Origin of the sequence: Paractinoplanes durhamensis, from assembly GCF_016862175.1 — a bacterium.
GTDB lineage: Bacteria > Actinomycetota > Actinomycetes > Mycobacteriales > Micromonosporaceae > Actinoplanes > Actinoplanes durhamensis.
In genome coordinates this window covers 15,073-28,962 of record NZ_BOML01000096.1, presented here as the reverse complement: position 1 = coordinate 28,962, position 13,890 = coordinate 15,073, and the positions used below count along the sequence as shown (strand labels likewise).

General features: G+C 69.9%; 12 protein-coding genes. 4 read left to right on the top strand and 8 right to left on the bottom strand.

Annotated features, from left to right (window positions below; genetic code table 11):
• Nucleotides 1-7 precede the first annotated feature (7 nt).
• Nucleotides 8-1,843, top strand: a complete 1,836-nt coding sequence (locus Adu01nite_RS46425; RefSeq protein WP_203735820.1) for a substrate-binding and GGDEF domain-containing protein — start codon at nt 8-10, stop codon at nt 1,841-1,843.
• Here the strand turns inward: Adu01nite_RS46425 and Adu01nite_RS46420 are convergent.
• The 4 genes from Adu01nite_RS46420 to Adu01nite_RS46405 form a co-directional block, all read right to left on the bottom strand.
• Nucleotides 1,830-3,407, bottom strand: coding sequence for an RICIN domain-containing protein (locus Adu01nite_RS46420; RefSeq protein WP_203735819.1), 1,578 nt, complete (start codon nt 3,405-3,407; stop codon nt 1,830-1,832). The two genes, Adu01nite_RS46425 and Adu01nite_RS46420, sit on opposite strands and share 14 nt — an antisense overlap.
• Nucleotides 3,404-4,003 carry a prepilin-type N-terminal cleavage/methylation domain-containing protein gene (locus Adu01nite_RS46415; protein ID WP_203735818.1) on the bottom strand — a complete coding sequence of 200 codons (600 nt, stop codon included), beginning with the start codon at nt 4,001-4,003 and terminating at the stop codon, nt 3,404-3,406. Before Adu01nite_RS46415 ends, Adu01nite_RS46420 begins: the two co-directional genes overlap by 4 nt.
• Complete coding sequence (locus Adu01nite_RS46410; RefSeq protein ID WP_203735817.1) at nt 4,000-5,481, bottom strand: putative Ig domain-containing protein; 1,482 nt, start codon at nt 5,479-5,481, stop codon at nt 4,000-4,002. Before Adu01nite_RS46410 ends, Adu01nite_RS46415 begins: the two co-directional genes overlap by 4 nt.
• A gap of 74 nt (nt 5,482-5,555) precedes the next feature.
• Complete coding sequence (locus tag Adu01nite_RS46405; protein WP_203735816.1) at nt 5,556-6,203, bottom strand: NADPH-dependent FMN reductase; 648 nt, start codon at nt 6,201-6,203, stop codon at nt 5,556-5,558.
• A gap of 96 nt (nt 6,204-6,299) precedes the next feature.
• Between Adu01nite_RS46405 and Adu01nite_RS46400 the strand changes: the two genes are divergently transcribed.
• The 3 genes from Adu01nite_RS46400 to Adu01nite_RS46390 are packed head-to-tail and all read left to right on the top strand — an operon-like array spanning nt 6,300 to nt 8,936.
• Nucleotides 6,300-7,493 carry a GAF domain-containing sensor histidine kinase gene (locus Adu01nite_RS46400; protein WP_239133222.1) on the top strand — a complete coding sequence of 398 codons (1,194 nt, stop codon included), beginning with the start codon at nt 6,300-6,302 and terminating at the stop codon, nt 7,491-7,493.
• Nucleotides 7,494-7,527: 34 nt separating this feature from the next.
• Nucleotides 7,528-8,643 (top strand): WD40/YVTN/BNR-like repeat-containing protein, encoded by a 1,116-nt coding sequence (locus tag Adu01nite_RS46395; protein ID WP_203735815.1) that lies wholly within the window; start codon nt 7,528-7,530, stop codon nt 8,641-8,643.
• The gene (locus Adu01nite_RS46390; protein ID WP_203735814.1) at nt 8,640-8,936 is read left to right on the top strand and encodes a MoaD/ThiS family protein; all 297 of its coding nucleotides are present in this window, start codon (nt 8,640-8,642) and stop codon (nt 8,934-8,936) included. Before Adu01nite_RS46395 ends, Adu01nite_RS46390 begins: the two co-directional genes overlap by 4 nt.
• Nucleotides 8,937-8,939: 3 nt before the next feature.
• On the opposite strand, the gene Adu01nite_RS46385 is transcribed toward Adu01nite_RS46390, so the two are convergent.
• From Adu01nite_RS46385 to Adu01nite_RS46370, 4 genes are all read right to left on the bottom strand, one after another.
• Entirely contained in the window at nt 8,940-10,085 is a 1,146-nt protein-coding gene (locus tag Adu01nite_RS46385) for a 4-hydroxybenzoate 3-monooxygenase (RefSeq protein ID WP_203735829.1), read from the bottom strand.
• 32 nt (nt 10,086-10,117) lie between these two features.
• Entirely contained in the window at nt 10,118-11,659 is a 1,542-nt protein-coding gene (locus tag Adu01nite_RS46380) for an alkaline phosphatase D family protein (protein WP_203735813.1), read from the bottom strand.
• A 73-nt stretch (nt 11,660-11,732) separates the two neighbouring features.
• A complete protein-coding gene (locus tag Adu01nite_RS46375; protein ID WP_203735812.1) occupies nt 11,733-12,326 on the bottom strand; it encodes a DedA family protein in 594 nt (197 codons plus the stop codon).
• A gap of 191 nt (nt 12,327-12,517) precedes the next feature.
• Nucleotides 12,518-13,786, bottom strand: coding sequence for a pyridoxal phosphate-dependent aminotransferase (locus tag Adu01nite_RS46370; protein ID WP_203735811.1), 1,269 nt, complete (start codon nt 13,784-13,786; stop codon nt 12,518-12,520).
• Between the last annotated feature and the right edge of the window lie 104 nt (nt 13,787-13,890).

The following is a 13,890-nucleotide window of genomic DNA, read 5'->3' as shown; positions in this document are numbered from 1 at the left end:
TGGCGTGGTGAGTGGTCGCACGTACGGGATTCTGTCGCCCTTCGTCGGGGGCGACTACTACGGGGCGATCATCGAGGGTGTCAACGCCGCCGCGGTCCGCGGTGGCGACCGCATCATGGCGTTCCAGACCCTCGACCCCGGTGCGCACAGCGCCGACCGCAGCGGCGTGCCCGACTTCCGCCGCCCGATCGCCTGGCATCAGCTGGCCGGCCTGGTCGTGCTGCCCGGGGCGGTCGACACCGACTACGCCGCCGAGGCGCGCCGGGCCGGGCTGCCGGTCGTCTTCGTCGCCCAGGACGCCACCGAGTTCGGCTGCTCGGCCGTGCTCGCCGACAACCGCAGCGGGGTCCGGGAGGCGGTCGAGCACCTGATCGGGCACGGCCACGAGCGGATCGCGTTCGCCGGTTACCTCGCGAACTTCGACGTGCAGGAACGCTACGAGGGGTACCGGGCGGGCATGCTCGCTAACGGGCTCACGCCCGCGCTGCGGTACGACACCGGCGACAACCACGAGAGCGGCGGCGAGCTGGTCGCCGGCGAGCTGATCCGGGCCGGGATGCCGGCCACCGCGATCGTGGTCGGCACCGACCGCAACGCGATCGGCCTCATCGACCGGATGAAGGCGGCCGGTTTCGACCTGCCGGGTGAGCTGGCGGTGGTCGGGTTCGACGACATCGCCGACGCGTCGTACCTGGTGCCGAGCCTGTCCACCGTGCTGCAGCCGCTCGACCAGGTCGGGTCGGTGGTCTATTCGCTGTTGGGCGAATTGTCCGACGAGCCCTCTCGGGTGGAACTGCGGCATGTCGCCACCTCGTTCGTGCGGCGTGACTCGTGCGGCTGCACCGGGCACGGGCTGCCGATCTCCGAACCGCAGGCGCGCGGGCTCTTCGCCCAGGTGCAATACCTGCAGAGCACCCTCAACATCCAGTACGAACTGGGCATCGAGCTGCTCGGCACGCACGGCGCCGACCCGCGCTCGCTCGCCTGGCTGGGCCTGACCCCGGCGGTGGCCGGCTGCCTCGGCCTGTGGGTCCCGGGCGAGGAGGGCCGGCTCGAGGTGGTCGGCGAATTTCACGGCGGGTGCCCGACCGGGCATGTCGTCGCGGCCGCCGACTTCCCGCCGCCGGAGCTGTTCGAGATGACCGACGGCGCGGCCGGCGACGTGGTGTTCCTGGTGCCGATCCGCAGCCGCAACGCCGACTGGGGCGTGCTCGCCGCGGTCGGCCGGATCCAGTCGACCACCCCGCCCGGCCGCGAGATGATGAACCACTCGGGGGCGCTGCTGGCCGCCGCCCTCGACTACGAGGTGACCATGGCCGCCCTCCGCGACAAGGAGGAGAGCCTGCGCAACGCGGCCCTGCACGACCACCTCACCGGGCTGCCCAACCGGTTGCTGCTGGAGGACCGGATGGATCAGGCCGCGAGGCGGGCCGTCCGGCAGCCGGACTACCGGTTCGCGATCCTGCTGCTCGACCTGGACGGGTTCAAGGCGGTCAACGACACGCTCGGGCACGCGGCCGGCGACCAGCTGCTGATCGAGGTGGCCCGCCGGCTCACCGGGATGCTGCGGCAGTCCGACACGGTGGCCCGGCTCGGCGGGGACGAGTTCGTCATCCTGCTCGACGGGATCGCCGGCCCGGACGGGCACAAGGCGGTGTGCGACAACGTCACGGTCGCGGTCAGCACTCCGTACTTCATCGACGGTGAGCGGGTCGACGTGGGCTGCAGCCTCGGCGTCGCGCTGTCCGGCGACGGCGAGGCCGACCCGGACCACCTGCTGCGGGAGGCGGACGCGGCGATGTACCGGGCCAAGTCGGCGGCTCGGCGGCCTACTTCTCGCTGAGGTCCTTGAGCGCGAGGGCGTCGACCACGTTCTTGTTCGCGTTCCACTTCTGCAGCGTGGAACCGTCGCAGGCGGCCACGTAGATCTTCGAGATGCTGTTGACCGTCTGGAACAGGTCGCCGTCGGCCGGGTCGCGCGGCTGCAGGCAGTAGCCGGCGTTGTCGACGATGGTGTAACTGGTCGCGTACTGCTCGGTGCGGCCGTAGATCGTCCACTTCTGGTTGGCCTGGCCGTCGACGCAGGACTTGGTGGTGACGTAGCTTCCGACGCTGGTCGCGAGCGGGCTCTGGATGCAGTACCAGGGCGAGGCGAGCGTGGTGCTGGTCCGGATCACGGTGGTGATCTTGTTGGCCGCCGTGCCGCTGGTGCCGGTCGGGAGCGCGTCCTTCGGCGTGTACCGCTGGTTCCAGGACACCTTGTTCGGGTTCGGGTTCTGCTTGCACGGCCAGGCGATCATGTTGGTCGCGTTGATGTTCTTGCTGGTGTCGTCCAGGCAGCGGCCGAACTGGTTGTAGTTGATCAGCTGGCCGATCGCCTTGCCGGTGGCCGACGAGGCCGCGCCGGCGCCCACGTTCGCGTCGGCCGAGAACGTCTGCACGTTGTCGTAACTCTTGTTGCAGTTGGTCTGCAGGGTGATCCCGGCGCCCACGGTGGCCGCCGCGGTCACGTTGAAGCAGTACGAGTCGATGTCCGAGCCGTCGACCTTGCTGCCCATCAGGTTGGCGCTGTCGTTGAAGCTCCACGACTGCCGGTAGATGGCGTTGTAGGAGGTCTCGCACAACCCCATGTAGACCGGGTTGCCGGCCGCGTGCGTGGCCAGCGAGTCCAGGCAGGTGCCCTGCGCGTGGTCCGGCGTCTGCGAGGACACCAGCTGGATCTGCAGGGTGTCCGAGTACGCCCAGGACTGCGACACCTTGCCGGCGCTGCACGGCTGCATCGTCACCTTGTAGCCGACCGCCGGGTCGCCGGAGCCGGCGTCGATGCACAGGTCGGTCACGGAGCTGCCGCTGGCCCGATAGATGTGGATCAGGCCGCCGGAGATGTTGGCGTTCGAGGTGTGCACGATGTAGGTGCCGGACAGGGTCCGCGACGCGGTCTTGCCGACCACCGTGCCGGTCGAGGTGAACAGGGCGAACGCGGGCACCTTGGCCGGGCCGTACGGGCCGCCGGTGCAGGTCACCTTCTTCGAGACCAGGTCGGCGGCGGTCATGTCCTGCGGGTCGGTCTGGTAGTAGGCGATCGTGACCGAGTACCGCAGCGTCTTGGCCGCGTCGACGAAGCCGACCAGCGGGCCGCACGGCAGCATGCCGGAGAAACCGGCGTAGTCACCGTCCGCGTCGATCACCGTGCCCGGCTTGACCGCGCCGCGGACCTGACCGCGGGCCACCTCGAGGCCGGCCTGCGCCGCGTGCAGTTCGAGGCCGCGCCGGACGCTGAACGACGACGTCTGCACCGTCGTCAGCACCAGGTTGGCGAGGGTGGCGCTCAGCGTCATCCCGACCAGGGTGAGCAGCAGCGCCATCGGCAGCGAGCCGCGGTCGCCGGCCGGCGCGATCTTGATCATGACGACACACTCCTGCCCTCGGTGCAGGTCGACACGTTGTCACCGGCGGTGGCGTTCAGCGCGGAGAACGTGACGTTGGTCTGCCGGGTGGAACCGGTGCCGGCGCCGCCCGCCGCCGTGTAGAAGTTCACCGTGAGCCGCTGGAACCGGAAGCCGGTCAGCGAGTTCTTGTCGACCGCGTACGTGGTGAACGGCGTGGTGCTGGTGACGCCACTGGCGAGGGTGGTCCACCCGGTCGGGGTGACCGGCGTGACGCCCTGCGACCAGCTGCGCCGCTGCAGTTCGCTGGTGGAGGTGCGCAGCCGCAGCTCGACGCAGGTGTCCACGTCGTTGAGCTCGACCAGGTATTCGACGTAGAAGTCGCCGCTGACCTTGGCCGGGGTGCTGACGCTCCGGGAGTAGCGGATCTCCGAGTCCAGCCGGCTGAACGCGCTGTTGACCTGGGTCTGCGCGGTGTAGGCGCTGTCCGCCTTGTTGACCGACTTGTAGATCTGCAGGATGCCGCCGGTGAACATGGCTCCCACCATCGCCATCAGGGCGATCGCCACGAGCAGCTCGACGAGCGAGACGCCGTCGTCGTTCCGGGGCGGCCTCACGGCGTCACCAGCCAGGCAGCGGTCGTGGTGGCGGTGGTGCCGGCCGTGTCGGTCACCGTGAACGTCACGGTGCTGGCCCCCGCAACCGCCGTCGGCGTGCCGGAGATGATGCCGGTCGCGGTGTCCACGGTCAGGCCGGCCGGCAGATTGGCCGCGGCGTACGACACGTAGGGCGTGATGCCGCCGCTCGCGATGATCTGGACCGGCGTGATCGCCGTACCCATCTTGAAATTCTTGGCCGTCGACGTGCTGACGGTCAGCGGCGGCACCGTCCAGGTGAAGGTCTGCGACGAGGCCAGGCCGTACTTGTCGGTGATGGTCAGCACCACCGGGTTGCTGCCGGTCCTGGTCGGCGTGCCGGTCACCACGCCGGTCTCCGGGTCCATGGTCAAACCGGTCGGCAGGCCGGTGGTGCCCCACGTGCCGGTGGCCGTCCAGGTGAACGGCGTGCTGCCGCCGGTGACCGTGAATGCCTGGTTCACCGCGACCCCGCCGGGGCTGGTGATGGTGCCGGGTTTGGTGAGCGAGGGCGCCTTGTTGATGGTCCAGGTGAACGACGCGATGTCCTTGTTGCCGATCGCGTCGACCACGGTCACCGTCGTCGAGTAGGTGCCGGCCGGGTTCGGCGTGCCGGTCACCACGCCGGTGGTGGCCACCATGGTCAGGCCGTTCGGCAGCCCGGTGATCGACCACTTGAGCGGGTCGGTCCCGCCGGTGGCCTTGAACGTGTAGCTCATCACCAGGCCGACGTCGTTCTGCAGGTCGCCGGGCGGGGCGATCTGCGGGATCGACGTGTTGAAGACCGGCTCCTCGGTCTTCTGGCCGATCAGCGAATAGCTGATGTAGGAGCAGATGGCCAGTTCACAGAGCTTGTCCGGCCAGGTCACCGCGACGATCACCCGGTACATCGGGATGTCCGTGCTGCCGGGGGTGCCGGTGAGGCTGGTGCAGGCCGCGTCCTTGCCGGAGGTGTCGGCGGTGTCCGACACCCGGTAGCAGACCTCGAAGAACCAGTACTGCTGGTAGACGACGCCGTTGATGGTGTTGGTGAGCGGGCTGGTCGGCAGCACCGCGCCGGCACCGGCCGCGGCCTTGGCGGCGGTGTCGTAGGGCACCACCAGGGCGCTCCAGGCGCCGTTGCCGTAGAGCACGTTGCTGATCCCCGGCACGTAGCGGGAACTGGTGAAGGTGGCCCGGTCGATCGCGGCCGCCGGCTTGGTGATCGCGTTGGTCCGCTGGTCCTGCGAGCTCTGCAGGTCCCGGCCGGTCAGCATCGAGCTCACCTGCAGGGCCCGGGCGCGTTCCATCGCGTCCTCGGCGGTCTGGACCGCGATCTGCCGGTTGCCCTGCTGCTGGTTGACCCGCAACGTCACCACGAAGAACGACGTCAGCGACAGCATCACCATGCACACGATGGCGATGGAGACCAGGACCTCGATCAGGGTGAAGCCGTCGTCCCCGGTCTTTCGGACGGGCACGACACTTCTCCTCTCGAGTGATCCGGGACCTGCCGTAGGACATATCGGCAGGTAGCCCCGGATTCGAAAGGCTTTTAGTCGTTGGGCCGCCAGATTTCGGCGCGCCACGACTTGAACGGGGTCGCGTCGTTGCGCTGCACCACCGGGAACATGCTGGAGACGGCCTGCCAGGAGGGCTGCGGCTTCGGTCGCGGCGCGGCCAGGGCCCGGGCCAGCACCTGCAACATGTCCTGCAGGGCCTGGTGCAGCTGGGGGTCGACGATCGTACCCTCCTGCTCGTTCACCGCGGACGGATTCAGCGGGATCCGCAGGCAGGCCGGGTGCAGCATGTTCGCGTGCGCGTGCGCGAGCACCGTCTCCAGCTGCTCGCGGGCCCCCTCGTCCTGACCGGGGGTGGCCACCGACAGCCAGGCGACCGGCTTGCCGGCCAGGTCACCCCCGTCCACCAGCCAATCCAGCAAATTTTTGAGGCTGCCGGGGATGGCACCGGCGAATTCCGGGGTACTGAAGACCACCGCGTCGGCGGCCGCGACCTGGAGGCGGAGGAAGGCCACCGGGTCGGGCGGGGAGTATTCGCCCGGGACGAACGCCGGCAGATCACGCAACCCGTCGTAGAGGGCGGCGCTGATCTCCCGCGGCGCGAACCGGGCCGCGGTGCGCAGCGCCGCCGAGTGCAGGGAGTCGGCCCGGGTGTTACCGGAGATGAGCATGATGCGCGCCATAGGACGGGACCTTACGGCCTGCCGATGGCGAATCCCTCAGGTGACGCCCCGTTTTGCCGACGTACGACACATCACCCGACGGACAGGATGGCGACGTTGAGCTCAGCGGCAGAGCACGACCGACTGGCGGCGCTGTACCAGTACGGCCTGCTGGACGCGGTCCGCCCCATCGTGCTGGACGACCTCACCCGGCTCGCCACCCGGATCTTCGACACGCCGATGTCGACCGTGACCCTGGTGGACCGCAACCGGCAGTGGTTCGCCGGGCACACCGGCATGGACGCCAACCAGGCTCCCCGGGCCATCTCGCTGTGCGCGTGGATGATCGACGACCCGCGCCCGCTGATCGTCCCGGACGCCCGGCTCGACCCGCGGTTCCAGGACTACTCCAACGTCACCGGTGCGCCGTACATCCGGTTCTACGCCGGGGTGCCGCTGGTCAACTCGGACGGGTACGTCCTCGGCAGCGTCTGCGTCCTGGACCGGGAGCCGCGCCACCTCGGGGAGCACCAGCTGTCCCTGCTCGGTGACCTGTCCGCGCAGGCCACCGGCCACCTCGAGGCGATCCGCGAGCAGAACCGCCTCGCCGTGCTCGACGCCGAGCTGGCCCGGCTGATCCGCCGCGAGCAGGACCTGGTCTCGACCGTGTCGCACGAGCTGCGCACCCCGGTCACCACCATGCAGGGCTACCTGGAGATGCTCGCCGAGGAGGAGGACCTGGCCCCCTACCGGCGGATGCTGGAGCCGATCCGGCGCAACGGCGACCGACTGGTCCGGATGGTCGACCACCTGCTGGCCGGCGCCCGCCCGGACAACTCGCCGGCCCGGGCCGACGGCCTGGTCGATCTCGCCGCCGCGGCCCGCTCCGCCGTCGACACCTGCGAACCCCTGGCGGCCGAGCGCGGCGTCCGGGTCACCCTCACCGGCGAGGAATTTCCGGCGTACGTCGTCGGCGAAGCCGCCGCCCTCAGCCAGGCGCTCGAACACGTGGTCCGCAACGCCGTGACCTTCTCGGCCGGCGGCAACGAGGTCAGCGTCAAGATCGCCGGAGCCAAGATCGAGGTGTTCGACCAGGGCGCCGGCATCCCGGCCGAGGAGCTCCCGTACGTCTTCGAACGCTTCTACCGCGGCCGGCACGCCCAGGAGCAGGCCGTCCCCGGCATGGGCCTGGGCCTGTCGATCGCCTGGCGGATCGTCAACGCGCACGGCGGCCGGCTGGCCCTCGACTCGGCCGGCGCGGGCCGCGGCACCCGCGCGAAGATTCTTCTCCCGGCCGCGACGTCCGACTGACCCGTCCGGTCCGGTCCGGGGCACTATGGAGGCCATGACTGACGTCCGGCTCCTGGTAGGCACACGCAAGGGCGCGTTCACGCTGACCGCCGACGCAACGCGCAAGGATTGGAAAGTGAGCGGCCCGCACTTCGGCGGGTGGGAGATCTACCACGTCGCCGGTTCGCCGGCCGACCCCGACCGGCTGTGGGCATCCCAGTCGTCCGCCTGGTTCGGGCAGGTGATCCAGCGCTCCGACGACGGCGGCGAGTCGTGGAACCCGGTGGGCAACGACTTCGCGTACACCGGCGAGGTGGGCGACCACCTCTGGTACGACGGGACCCCGCGCCCGTGGGAGTTCAAGCGGATCTGGCACCTCGAGCCGTCCCGCACCGACCCCGACACGGTGTATGCCGGGGGCGAGGACGCGGCGCTCTACCGCTCCACCGACGGCGGCGACAGCTGGGCCGAGCTGACCGCGCTGCGCAACCACCCGACCGGCCCCGCCTGGCAGCCCGGCGCGGGCGGCATGTGCCTGCACACCATCCTGCTCGACCCGGTAGACCCGGACCGGATCTTCGTGGCCATCTCGGCGGCCGGCGCCTTCCGCACCGACGACGGCGGCAAGACCTGGCAGCCGATCAACCGGGGCCTGCGCTCGCAGGGCATCCCCGACGAGGACGCCGAGGTCGGGCACTGCGTGCACCGCCTGGCCATGCACCCGTCCCGGCCGGACGTGCTGTTCATGCAGAAGCACTGGGACGTGCTGCGCACCGACGACGCCGGCGGCAACTGGCGGGAGATCAGCGGCGATCTGCCGACCGACTTCGGCTTCCCGATCGCGGTGCACGCCCACGAGCCGGAGACCGTCTACGTCGTTCCGATCACCAGCGACTCCGAGCACTACGTGCCGGACGCGAAGCTGCGTGTCTACCGCAGCATCACCGGCGGCGGCGAGTGGGAGCCGCTGACCAACGGCCTCCCGCAGGAGAACTGCTACGTCAACGTGCTGCGCGACGCGATGGCGGTGGACACCCTCGACGACTGCGGGATTTATTTCGGTACGACCGGAGGCCAGGTCTACGGCTCCCCCGACGGCGGCGACTCGTGGCAGCCGATCGTCCGCGACCTACCCGCCGTCCTGTCGGTGGAAGTGCAGGTGCTGCCGTGATCCGGGTGATCCTGCCGCCGCACCTGCGCAACCTGGCCAGGGTGACCGGCGAGGTCGAGGTGGACGTCGCCACCCCGGTCACCCAGCGCGCGGTCCTGGACGCGGTCGAGCAGCGATACCCGATGCTGACGGGCACGATGCGCGACCGCGGCACCGCGAAGCGCCGCCCGCTGGTCCGCTTCTTCGCCTGCGAGGAGGACCTCTCCAACGACCCGCCGGACACCCCGCTCCCCGACCGGGTCGCGTCCGGCGAGGAGCCGTTCCTGGTGGTCGGCGCGATGGCCGGCGGCTAGGTCCTAGATCAGGGCGGTGCCGGCCATCATGTCGGCGAACCAGTCGGCCGCCTTCGGGTTGGTCCACAGGCGGTCGAAGCGGGCCTTGGCCAGGCGGCGGCGGAACGGGTCCTCCGCCGCCGCGGCGTCGTGGACCATCTCGGTGAACCAGCGCGAGAATTCCTGGTAGTCCCAGGTGCGGCGCAGGCAGGTGTCCGAATAGGAGCGCAGGGCGGCGTCGTCGCCGTCGTGCAGGGCGGCGGTCAGCGCCGTGGCCAGGACGCCTGCGTCGGCCAGGGCCAGGTTCATGCCCTTGGCGCCCATCGGGGTGATGATGTGGGCGGCGTCGCCGGCCAGGAACAGGTTGGCGTACGCCATCGGTTCCGTCACGAAGCTGCGCATCTCGACGATCTCGCGGTCGGTGATCGGGCCGGTCGGCAGGGCCGGGTCGCCGAGGCGCAGGCGCAACTGGTCCCAGGTGTGGTCGTCGGGCCACTCGCGGGGGTCGCCGGCGCCGAGATCGTACTGCAGGTAGAAGCGGCTTGCCTTCGGGCCTCGGCCGAACTGGGCGGCGAAGCCGTGCTCGCTGATGCCCATCAGGGCGTGCCGCGGCGGTGGGGCGTCGGCCAGCACCGTGTACCACCCGATGCCGTGGTCGAAGGAGTAGGTGGTGAGCGCCGCCGCCGGGATGCTGCGGCGGCTCACCCCATGGAAACCGTCACAACCCGCTATGTACGACGCCGTGAGCTCTCCCCCGGCGTACACCATCCGGTTTTCCTTGATGTTGATCCTGTCGACGGGGGTGGCGAAGCGCAGGTCGCCGCCGCCGGCCAGGAATGTGGTCAGCAGGCGGCGGACCAGCAACTGCTGCGGGACGAGCACGCCGGAGCGGCCGCCGGCGTGCGCGGGGCCGTCGAAGAGGTGTGGCTCGCCCTCGTAGCGCAGCTCCAGGAACTGCTCGCGCGGCGCGCCGGCGATGACCGCCTCGGCCAGGCCGGCCGCCGCGAAGATCTCGCTGCCGTAATGGTCGAGGATGCCGGCCCGCTGCCGCTCCTCCACATAGGAGCGGTCGCGGGCCTCCAGCACCACGCAGCTGATTCCGTTGCGCTGCAACAGGTTGGCGAGGGTGAGGCCGGCGGGGCCGGCCCCGATGATCGCGACATCCGTCATCTCGGGCACGGCCCCAACCTATCGATTCGGCGCTATCCGGTCACCAGCTTCGAGGTGCCTGCTTCGACCGCGTACGAGGCGGAGGTGGTCACCGGCGTCTCGCGGACGTCGATGGTCGCGACCGTGCGGACGTCGGTGTGCCACGCCGATGTGTTGACCACGCAGCGCAGATAGCCGCGGCGGGAGCCGTCGAAGTAGCGGACGTGCGGGTTCAGGGTCGGGTTGAGCGCCTTGAGCGGGGCGTCGTAGGCGATCGGGAAGTCCGAGCTGACCGAGGTGGCAGTGAACTCCACCGCGACCGGCCGGTCCCCGAGCAGCAGCTCACTGAACCAGGTGGAGTGGATGTCGCCGGCCAGCACCACCGGGTTGGCGACCCGCGCCGCGTCGAGGTGAGTGAGCAGGCGGGTGCGCTGCGGGGCGTAGCCGTCCCACTGGTCGAGGTTGGCGATGATCGGCGGGACGCCGCCGGTCGGGTTGGGGAACTTGATCGGGCTCATCATCACCTGCTGGGCGATCACGTTCCACCGGGCCGGCGAGTGGTCCAGGCCGGCCAGCAGCCAGCGCTCCTGGTCGTTGCCGGTCAGCGTGCCGGCCGTGTTGGCCAGGCCCGCCTCGGCCGGGCCGAAGTCGCCGGGGAAGCCGCCGGGCTGGTCGGTGCGGTACTGCCGGGTGTCGAGCACGTTGAGCCGCAGCAGCCGGCCGAAGTCGAAGCGGCGGAAGATGCGCAGGTCGGCGCTTCCCGGGCGCAGGTCGGCGCGGATCGGCATGTGCTCGTAGTAGGCCTGGTAGGCGGCCGCGCGCTGCTTGGCGAACTGCGCCTTGGTGAACAGCTTCGCGCCGGTGTCGTCGATCTCGTCGGTCAGCGACGCGTAGTTGTTCTCGGTCTCGTGGTCGTCCCAGGTGACGATCCACGGGAACGCGGCGTGCGCGGCCTGCAGGGCCGGGTCGGTCTTGTACTGCGCGTGCCGGGCCCGGTAGTCGTCGAGGGTGACGAGCTGGTCGAGGCCGGGCGTCTGCGGGGTGGTGTGGTTGCGGTCGGCGAACCGGCTGCTCGGGTCGTACTCGTAGATGTAGTCGCCGAGGTGCAGCACCACGTCGAGGTCCTCGGCGGCGAGACCCCAGTAGGCCGGCCAGTAGCCGTTCTGGAAGTCCTGGCAGTTGACGATGCCGAAGCGCAGGTTGTCGTGGACCGCGGTCTTGGTGCGGCCGGTCGGGCTGATCCGGCCCAGCGCGCGGAAGCGGTAGAAGTAGTGCCGGCCCGGTTCGAGGCCGCGAACGTCCACATGCACCGCATGGGCCAGCTCGGGGCGGGCGGTGACCCGGCCGGCGCGCACCACGCGGCGGAACCGCTCGTCGTGGGCGACCTGCCACTCGACGTCGACGCGCCGGTTCGGCAGCGCCGCGCCGTCCTTGACCAGGCGGGTCCAGAGGATCACGCCGGTCGGCAGCGGGTCGCCACTGGCGACGCCGAGCGGGAACAGGTCGGCGGGGGCGGCGTACGCGGCGGTGGCCGGAAGCGCGGCGGCACCGGCGGCGACGGCGGCACCGGCGAGGAGTTGACGTCTGGTGGGCATGGGTGGACCCTCCCGGCCGGTCGTGGCATGGTCTCGACCTACCGGCAAAGCACACATGACGCATACATGACCGTCAAGGTGCGGGCACCCGGTTTGCAGTGCTCTGCACCAGGACCGCGATGCCGGTGACGGCCAGGGCCATCCCGCAGGCCAGCAGGAAGCCGAGGACCGGATGCCCGGCGAAGAGCGCGCCGCCGAGGTAGCCGATCAGCGCCGCCTGGATCGACCAGAGCACCACCCCGGCCGCCGTGTACCAGTGGAAACGCACGCTCGGATAGCCGACCAGGCCGGCCGCGAGAGCGGTGGTGGACCGGCCCCCGGGCACGTAACGGGCGAAGACCACGACGAGGCCGCCGCGGCTGGTCAGCAACCGCTGCACCCAGTCGTGCACGGCCTTGGCCCGGCGGTGGGTGAGCCGGGCGGCCACCGATTCGGTGCTGCGGCGGCCGATCCGGAACGACACGGCGTCGCCGACCCACGCGCCGGCCGCGGCCACCGCGATCAGCAGCGCCAGATGCGGGCGGCCGGTGCCGGCGGCGACCACCCCGCAGGCGACCACGGTGGACTCGCTCGGCATGAACGGCAGCAGCGCGTCCAGGCCGGCCACGACGAAAACGACGGCCAGGATCCACGGACTGGCGGCGACGGCGTCGAGTTGGTGCGGCATGCGGTCACGATGCGGGATCAACCGAACACCCACGTGTACGGCGATCGAACACTCGATCTGATTGCGCGCGGAATGTATCTTCTCCCCAGGGTGTGCGTTCGGACAGCACACCCTGGCCAAGAACGAACGGCTACGCGCGGCGTAGCCGTTGGAGTGACGGGGGCGCCCCCGCCAGGGCGCCCCCGTCTCGTCTATCCGTTGGCCGCGCGTCGCGCCGTGTACTCGGTACGCCGGCTCGGGTACTGGATGAGGTTGTCCGGCACGTCGTCCATGTTGTTGTTCCAGTTGCCACCGCCGCCGCGCCGGTTGTCCATCGGCTCCTCGTCGTAGCGGGAACGGCCCATGAACTGGCGGCCGTAATCCATCATCCCGTCGATCAGCCGGTCGACGTCCCGCGGCGGCCGGACGACCATCCGCATGAACTGGCTGGTCATGCCGAGCTTGTTGCCGCACTCGCGGGTGTAGACGCCGTGATTGGCGACCAGGAAGTCGCGCAGCGCCACGCCGGACCACTCGGTCGGCAGCTTGACCAGGAAGAAGTTGCCCTGGGACGGGAAGACCGTCAGGCCGGGCACCCGGGCCAGCTCCCCCGCCATCTGGCGGCGGTCCCGGCTGAGCAGGCGCAGGCTGTCCTCGTACTCGTCCTCATGTTCCTGAATCATGAAGACGACCTTCTCGGCCAGCGAGTTGAGGTTCCACTTCGGCAGCGCCTTGCCGATCTTCCCGGCGATGGCCGGGTTGGCGAGCATGTAACCGAACCGGATGCCGTGCAGGCCGAAGTTCTTGCCGAGGCTCTTCAGGACGACCGTGTTCGGGCGGATCACCGCGTCCGGGCCGACCGACGGGTACTGCTCGGCGTCCGAGAAGTCGATGAACGACTCGTCGACCACCACCAGGTCGAGATCGCCGAGCATGTCCATGAACCGGATGACGTCACGCCGGGGGATGTAGTTGCCGTCCGGGTTGTTGACGTTGCAGATCACCGCGACCCGGGACTTACGTTCGCGGATGAACCGCACGTAGTCGTCCAGGTTGAGCCGGAAGCCCTCGCGCTCCTGCAGCGGGAACATGTCGACCCGCTTGCCGGTCTCCAGCGGCTGGTCGGTCCAGCGCCCGAAGGTCGGGATCGGGATCGCGATGCTCTCCTTGATCAGCAGGTGGTCGATCCAGGTGATCAGCTCGGTGGAGCCGTTCGCCATCGCGACCGTCTGCGGATGCAGGCCCAGCACGCTGGAGAGCTTCTTGGTGATCCCCATCGAGTCCGACGGGTAGTACTTCAGGATGTTCTTCAGATCCCGGGAGAGCTCGTCGAACATCTCCGGGGTCGGGAAGTAGGGATTGCACGGAATGCAGAAGTCGACAATGTCCGCGCCTTCACCCGCACTTCGAGCGAGATCGAAATAAGACGCACTGTGCGCTCCCTTGTTCAGGATCGACGTGTCGATTCCGGTCCCTGCCATTGCGGCCCTTCTCCCTCCGCCGGCTGCGTTGCCAACCGTCGATACGGGCCACGGGCGAGTTTCGTTCAGGTTTCCGGCACGTACTTTCGCGCGTGCCGGAAACC

What these genes read in the sequence shown, in the direction of transcription:
- Adu01nite_RS46420 (WP_203735819.1), bottom strand. Translation starts at nt 3,407, where the DNA reads ATGATCAAGATCGCGCCGGCCGGCGACCGCGGCTCGCTGCCGATGGCG.
- Adu01nite_RS46405 (WP_203735816.1), bottom strand. Translation starts at nt 6,203, where the DNA reads ATGGCGCGCATCATGCTCATCTCCGGTAACACCCGGGCCGACTCCCTG.
- Adu01nite_RS46395 (WP_203735815.1), top strand. Translation starts at nt 7,528, where the DNA reads ATGACTGACGTCCGGCTCCTGGTAGGCACACGCAAGGGCGCGTTCACG.
- Adu01nite_RS46385 (WP_203735829.1), bottom strand. Translation starts at nt 10,085, where the DNA reads ATGACGGATGTCGCGATCATCGGGGCCGGCCCCGCCGGCCTCACCCTC.
- Adu01nite_RS46380 (WP_203735813.1), bottom strand. Translation starts at nt 11,659, where the DNA reads ATGCCCACCAGACGTCAACTCCTCGCCGGTGCCGCCGTCGCCGCCGGT.
- Adu01nite_RS46375 (WP_203735812.1), bottom strand. Translation starts at nt 12,326, where the DNA reads ATGCCGCACCAACTCGACGCCGTCGCCGCCAGTCCGTGGATCCTGGCC.
- Adu01nite_RS46370 (WP_203735811.1), bottom strand. Translation starts at nt 13,786, where the DNA reads ATGGCAGGGACCGGAATCGACACGTCGATCCTGAACAAGGGAGCGCAC.